5 protein-coding genes and 1 pseudogene are annotated in these 6,074 nt (G+C 44.8%); 3 read left to right on the top strand and 3 right to left on the bottom strand.

Annotated features, from left to right (window positions below; all coding sequences use genetic code 11):
- Positions 1–301, bottom strand: a pseudogene (locus LC574_RS22155) (CPBP family intramembrane glutamate endopeptidase); the annotation flags it as partial.
- A gap of 112 nt (positions 302–413) precedes the next feature.
- Between LC574_RS22155 and LC574_RS22150 the strand changes: the two are divergent.
- Positions 414–1,112 carry a Uma2 family endonuclease gene (locus tag LC574_RS22150; RefSeq protein ID WP_229455657.1) on the top strand — a complete coding sequence of 233 codons (699 nt, stop codon included), beginning with the start codon at positions 414–416 and terminating at the stop codon, positions 1,110–1,112.
- 812 nt (positions 1,113–1,924) lie between these two features.
- Here LC574_RS22150 and LC574_RS22145 read toward each other — a convergent pair.
- A complete protein-coding gene (locus LC574_RS22145) occupies positions 1,925–2,497 on the bottom strand; it encodes a single-stranded DNA-binding protein (RefSeq protein WP_229455656.1) in 573 nt (190 codons plus the stop codon).
- Positions 2,498–2,729: 232 nt separating this feature from the next.
- On the opposite strand from LC574_RS22145, the gene LC574_RS22140 reads away from it, so the two are divergent.
- The gene (locus tag LC574_RS22140) at positions 2,730–2,879 is read left to right on the top strand and encodes a hypothetical protein (RefSeq protein ID WP_229455655.1); all 150 of its coding nucleotides are present in this window, start codon (positions 2,730–2,732) and stop codon (positions 2,877–2,879) included.
- 230 nt (positions 2,880–3,109) lie between these two features.
- Here LC574_RS22140 and LC574_RS22135 read toward each other — a convergent pair whose 3' ends face one another.
- Positions 3,110–4,366: an FAD-dependent oxidoreductase gene (locus tag LC574_RS22135; protein WP_229455654.1), complete on the bottom strand. Its 1,257-nt coding sequence runs from the start codon at positions 4,364–4,366 to the stop codon at positions 3,110–3,112.
- A gap of 190 nt (positions 4,367–4,556) precedes the next feature.
- Between LC574_RS22135 and LC574_RS22130 the strand changes: the two genes are divergently transcribed.
- Positions 4,557–5,882: an ABC transporter ATP-binding protein gene (locus LC574_RS22130; protein ID WP_368736719.1), complete on the top strand. Its 1,326-nt coding sequence runs from the start codon at positions 4,557–4,559 to the stop codon at positions 5,880–5,882.
- Positions 5,883–6,074: the final 192 nt, after the last annotated feature.

The following is a 6,074-nucleotide window of genomic DNA, read 5'->3' as shown; positions in this document are numbered from 1 at the left end:
GTGCAAGTTTGTTGTTAACTGTGTCTAAATTAGCTTCAACTGATTGACGCGCCTCTTGATACTGCTTTGTGGCGCCCTCCAGGGGTTGCTCACCAAGTATTGCTTTCTGAATCGCCTGGAGACTGCCATCGCTGCTATCTTCTGATTGCCAAGCTTGGGCTTGTAGAGCAATATTGGTTTGGTAGAGTTCTAGGCGACTTTGGAACTGAGGTTCTTGCCAACTACCGAATAAAGCCGAAACTGCCAACAGAACTGCTATCGGCGTTAGTATAAAAATTAAAACCAATCGCTTGAGTGTCATCTATCCCCCTTTAACTGACCAGTGGAGAGCGCGTCCCCCTTGGGAATTATCGCAATAAAAAGTCTGAGGTGGATAGATATCATCAATATTATAAGTTTGCGTCTTATCCACCATGTTAAATTACAACCCATTGCACTGCTTACCTTCCGCCGAGGATCTGCCCGATTCTGACGATGAACCTGTGGATAATCAACTACAACATTTGATTCCTGGCTTGCTAGAAGCCATCTTAGCTTGGCTGTGGACAAGCCGGATGGATTGGTTTTTTGGCGTTGATATGGGGATATATTACGATCCCGAATTACCGCCGATTGTGCCTGATGGATTTTTAAGTTTAGGAGTCGAACGAGTTTTTGATGAGAACTTGCGTTTAAGTTATGTGTTGTGGGAAGAAAAGGTGATGCCGATTATGGCATTAGAAGTTGTTTCTCACAGACGGCGTGGGGAATACACCAGCAAAAAGAAACTTTATGCGGATATGGAGATTTTGTATTATGTTGTTTACAATCCCCAACGCCGGAGAAAACCACCTTTAGAGGTTTATCGCTTTGTAAATGGTGAATATGTATTGCAGCCAGGAAATCTCGTTTGGTTATCAGAGATAGGTTTAGCAATTGGTTATGAACGGGGAACCTATCAGGGAATTACGCGGGATTGGTTGTATTGGTATGACAAACAAGGAGTCAGATATTTAACACCAGAAGAACGGGCTACAGTCGCCGAACAACGTGCTACCACTGCTGAACAACGCACTCAAAGGCTAGCAGAAGAATTGCGAAGTTTGGGGATAGATCCAGATTCTTTGAGTTGATTTTGTGGGGAGCGATCGCTTTTTCTTGTGGGTAAAAAATAGCATCGTAGTTACTGCCTTAGCGATCGCTAATCGCTGCTTCTGCCCTCCAGAAACATTGGGAGCATCCCAAATGTGTAAAAACATATTTTGTTATATTTTTAGCTAAACTAAGCGATGTCTCACAACAAGATGCAAAGCGTCAACGTAGACAAAAAAATAGCACATCCTCAAGGATAGCTATTTCTAAAATTATTAATCGTAATGCTTTTTGGTGACATACTCCCACAAGGCATGCAAGCATACAGTGTGGGCTTCTCAACCAATCCAGCTATTGCTTCGGAGGCGTTGAGCTTTGTTTTAAGTCCACGGAATGCCCTACCGCAGACTGTAAATTTCTTACCTTGTACCCTACAAATTTTACTGTCCTGGATGAGATGCTGCATCTTTTCGCGCTATAGGACAAACCCCGGAGGTGATTTGTATTAATCAAGATGTGCCTACTTACTTCTATGCTGTGCAACGGAGTCGCTTACCAATAATCGCAATGCTACTGGACAGAGGCTTATCAGACACCAATAGGGTGAACTTAACCAAATCTATTCTATCAAATTTATGAAATATTTTGCTCCTGCACCTCCATGCCATCTTCCCTCGCCTACGGCATTGGTCAGAGGACTGTCGTCAATTCGCTCGCAATTCATGAGGCAGTGCGTTCGGTCGCCAGACTTGAAGCAACTGCCGTCTCACGCCTCCCTTCGGGTAGGACGTGAGGCTTCTTGCTGTTTTAGCTAAGTATGTAAGCAAATTGAATACACGCTCAACTACGAACTTTAGAAAGGAATATCATCTGGATCCGGTTCTTGCTCTTTCACTGCTGGATAAGTGGTTCCCTCATAATTTGTTGGTTGGGGTACGGGTTCGTAACTTGTCGCTTGGGGAGTAACAGCAACAGGATTTGTAGCTGGGGTAGGTGCTGGACGTGGTGACTCGTAACTGCTAACGTCTTTCTGTGGAGGACGAGATGCTGATGGTTGTCGTGGAGCAGTTTCAGTAAATGATGGAGTTACGGTTGCTGAGGGTAATGGATCAGTATTAAAACTACCTCCAACAGATTGAATTTGTTGTACTGTCAATTCAGCGCGTTTTTCTTTAAAACCTTCTTGACGTTCAACAGTATTCATGCTTAAACGTCCTACCAGGATGACGCGATCGCCTTGGTGGTAGTTTTGCTGAATTTCTGTCGCTAAATTCCCCCAGCCCACTACCTTCAGGGTGGCTGGCGGATCTTCTGGTTTCTGGGAATTGGGAAACTGCACTAGCATTTCCGTGACTCCCAGATTATCTGCTGTATAACGGAGTTGCGGCTCGTTAATAATTTCTGCCATCAAAACGCAGCTGTTCATTAAAATTACTCCTGACTGCAAAAAGTACTGATTCAAAAAGAGAAGGTTTTTCTATGTAGTGCCAATTAATATTTAGATAGGTTTAATCTTTTGCATTTTTTAATAATATTTGAACAAATTTTCTACATCTACTCTTAGATCAGAATTCAGGAGAACACTTGATGAAAAACTCCACGCCACTTGCGGGATGGAGTTTTTGGGCATGGGGAATATGGGGAATGGGGCATAGGGTATGGGGAAGAAATTACCAATGACGGCAGTTGCTCCACTTGGGGAAACCCCAAGACCGCACTGCCTCCCCTATGCCCAATGCCCCAAGCGGCGGGGCGGCTGTCCCTCTCCACGCCACTTGCTCTCTGGAGTTTCCCGCCGCTTTCGATGAATGAATATACCAATCATACTAGACTCCTTATCAATTCTGATTTCTGACTCCTGGGTGCTGAATTTTTCCACTCTGAGTTTTTTATTTCTAGCATAAAAGCCAAGCGATCGCTTTGAACAGCATTGAGTATGCCGCCCGCCACCCTCGCCTGACTAAATGAGCATTGAATTCTATCTGGAGTAGTATAATTGTACCATCCATTCATTAAATAGAAAAAATTTTGGCAAAAATTAAGTCTTAACGTGAACTGGAAAAACACCCAAGGCAATCAACCTACCTGGAAGATCACGCAAGATGGGTAAGCGCAAAAACGCAGGTGGTACAAAGGTGCGATTTGAGGTGAGAACCGGGGCAAATACCCGCTTTTGGATAAAAGTTTGAAACGCCTGAATGATGCGTATGGGCAACTCGCGTTGACGCTGTACTTTTGCTAGATCGCTAAGTTGTACTTGTCCGTTTTTGAGCGGTTTGCTGAGTACATTCGCCGCGACTACAGCATCTTGAATTGCGTAATTAATGCCAACTCCACCGACGGGGGACATTATATGGGCAGCATCACCAATGAGTAGCAGTCCCGGACGATACCAGCGTTTGACGCGGCTGGACTCCACTGAGAGAAAAGCTATTTGTGACCAATCATGTAAATTTTGGATGCGTTGCTGGAATTCCGGCACTACTTCGACAACAGATTTTTTTAATTCCTCCAAACCCGCAGCCCGTAGTTGTTGATAGCCTCCTTTATGAATAACATAGGCAACTTGCCACTCATCACCACGGTCAAGCATGGCAATGATTTTACCTTGACCAAAGCGCCCCATTCCCCCCTCTGGGTCTTCTAGCTGACGCGGTAGGCGGAACCAGAGGACATCCATTGGCGGAGAGGTTTCGATTGATTCAAACTCACCCAAGTGGCGTAAACGTGAGTGGCGACCATCTGCACCCACTGTTACTATTGCCCGGATTTCATGCCAACCACCGCCTCCCCGATAGCGGACACCTTGAATTACGCCATTTTCCGTAATTAATTCCTGCACATTCGCACCCATTACCAGATGGAAACTAGGATATTTTTGTGCTTCTTGGGTGATGAACTCCAGGAATTTTATTTGGGGAAGCATTGTAATGTAGGGGTAATGGGTTTTCAAATGACTAAAATCTGCCAATGTGACAGTATCTTGAGGAGTTTTAAACCTAATTTGGCGCATTTTGGCATGGGGGAGTTTTAGCAAGCGATCGCTAAGTCCCAATTCTTCCATAATTTCCATCACCGACGGATGAATCGTATCGCCGCGAAAGTCGCGATCGAAGTCTTTGTGTGCTTCCAGCAGCATCACCGAAATGCCTTGACGCGCTAACAACAATGCCAAAACTGCTCCTGCCGGGCCTCCACCCACAATGCAACAATCTGTGGTTTGTCCGTCTACAATGTCATGGACAGGGTTAATGCTTGGGTCTTGGGAAAGATTTTTAGGTACATTGGTAGTCATAACAACACCTCCTGATAGCCCTAAAATTCAGGATAGTTTGCTTTTGATGGTGCAAGCTGTTTTTTTAACTTTTCGTATTTACATAAAACGTGTATTATGATTGGCGCTAAACAGTCATTGGTCATCAGTCATTGGTCATTAGTCCAATGCCCCATGCCCAATGCCCAATCCCCAATGACAATAATTAGTTGTGTCTCAAGTTATTTTAGAAAACGTTTATAAAAGTTTTTCCCCGCGTAAAGGGGAAGGTGTGACCTCACAAAACCAATCCTCCCTCACGTCTGAGGAGAAAACTGATGCAGCGCAAGAACGAGCGGGAAGTGTTAACGTTTTGCGGCGGATTAACCTGACGATCGCAGATGGTGAGTTTATGGTGCTGGTGGGCCCTTCTGGTTGTGGTAAAAGTACCCTGCTACGCTTAATCGCTGGTTTGGAAGTGATGACTGGCGGTAATATCTGGATAGGCGATCGCTTGATCAATGACCTACCACCCAAAGAACGCGACATCGCAATGGTGTTTCAAAATTACGCCCTCTATCCCCACATGACGGTGTACGACAACATCGCCTTTGGGTTACGCCGCCGCTTTGGGAGAGCAGAGGAAGAAATTACTCCCTCATCCCCCTCATCCCCCTCATCCCCTTATCTTCGGACGTGGACAGAAAATCTTTTTGTGGGTGCGACCAGAAATTTACCTAAAGGACTGCGCTACATTTCTGACAAAGAACGGGCGGTGGATGAACAGGTGCGTAGTGTTGCTCAACTGTTGCAAATCGAAACATTGCTGAATCGCTTACCCAAACAGCTATCTGGGGGACAAAGACAACGGGTTGCATTGGGACGAGCGATCGCGCGTGACCCCCAAGTATTCTTAATGGATGAACCGCTTTCTAACTTAGATGCCAAACTGCGAGCAGAAACCCGCGCTCAAATTGTCAAATTGCAGCGCCAACTGGGGACAACGACAATTTACGTTACCCACGATCAAACAGAAGCGATGACAATGGGCGATCGCATTGCGATTATGTCTGAGGGTAAAATTCAGCAAGTTGCTTCTCCCCTAGAACTTTACAACCGCCCTGCCAACCTTTTTGTCGCAGAGTTCATTGGTTCACCACCGATGAATTTTATTCCTGTAGAATTTCATGCCCCACAGTTGATTACTCATTCCCAGTTTCGTTTCACCCTCCCAGAAGTTTGGGGAAGAGCTTTACAAAAATATAATCGGAAAACTCTAATTTTAGGCATTCGTCCAGAACATTTGAACTTGAGTATGCCCGCCACCAAAAATCTACCAGTGCAAGTAGATTTGGTAGAGAATCTCGGTAACGATTCCTTTCTCTCTGTTAAGATTGCCGAACCGGGATCTCAAAGAGCCACTACCAATTACTTACAAGTGCGAATACCACCAGACCGATTTGTACAAGCTGGTGAGCAACTATGGTTATCTCTGACTCCAGAGAAAATTCACTTTTTTGACCCGGAAACTACTTTAGCTATTAGTCTTGAACTTTAGTTCCAGGCGGGTGAGTCAGCCAAGAGTTATCAGTTATCAGTTATAATTGTTGACTGATTTAAGCTATTTCTAGCTTAAGTTGACACCAATGAACTTTGCTGTGCCCTTACGAAAGATGTGGTTTTTAAACTTCTCCATATATGGTATTTCTTGTCAATGCGTAAGTCCTAGCCTATTGCTTTTTAAATTTGT

The organism is Nostoc sp. CHAB 5715 (assembly GCF_020829685.1).
In the GTDB taxonomy this organism is placed as follows: Bacteria; Cyanobacteriota; Cyanobacteriia; order Cyanobacteriales; family Nostocaceae; genus Nostoc.
Note: the sequence above shows the minus strand (reverse complement) of the source record. Positions and strands in the feature narration are given on the sequence as shown.